Origin of the sequence: Pseudaestuariivita rosea, from assembly GCF_017592335.1 — a bacterium.
Classification (GTDB): Bacteria; Pseudomonadota; Alphaproteobacteria; order Rhodobacterales; family Rhodobacteraceae; genus Parasulfitobacter; species Parasulfitobacter rosea.
In genome coordinates this window covers 1-618 of record NZ_JACNMP010000062.1, presented here as the reverse complement: position 1 = coordinate 618, position 618 = coordinate 1, and the positions used below count along the sequence as shown (strand labels likewise).

The following is a 618-nucleotide window of genomic DNA, read 5'->3' as shown; positions in this document are numbered from 1 at the left end:
TTTTCTTCCGCTGCTTTCGGCCGGGGATACATGCGCGTATTCCTTTGTCTTTCAATGCTTCTCTGAACCAGTCGGCGTCGTAACCACGATCACCCAGTAGCCAATCGACCTGCGGCAGGCTGCTGAGCAATGCCCGTGCGCCGATGTAGTCGCTGACCTGTCCTGCGGTCACAAACAGGTTCAATGGTCGGCATTCGCCATTGTCTCTCGGACCAATGGCACGACATGGCTCATCTGTCGCAGATGGCGTGCAGCTTCGTGTTCATACCACCCTTGGTGCGGCCAATCAGACGGCCACGCCCCCCTTTTTGACGACCAAACTGGCCGTACGGTGCGCTTTGAGGTAAGTGGCGTCAATCATCACGGTTTTCTCCTCGCCATGATCGGCCGCCAATCCCATCATCATCTGTGCGAAGATGCCCTTATCACTCCAGCGCTTCCAGCGGTTATAGAGCGTCTTGTGCGGACCGTATTCCTTGGGCGCATCGCGCCAGCGTAAGCCATTGCGATTGATGAAGATAATCCCACTCAACGCACGCTTATCATCGACGCGAGGTTTGCCGTGGGACTTCGGGACTGAGGAGGATCAGAAAACGATCCGGGGGATCGTTTTCCCGA

Annotated in this window: 1 pseudogene; it reads right to left on the bottom strand. The window is 56.3% G+C overall.

What is annotated here, in order from left to right:
- A pseudogene (locus H7848_RS19265) lies at positions 1-574 on the bottom strand (IS5 family transposase); the annotation flags it as partial.
- Positions 575-618: the final 44 nt, after the last annotated feature.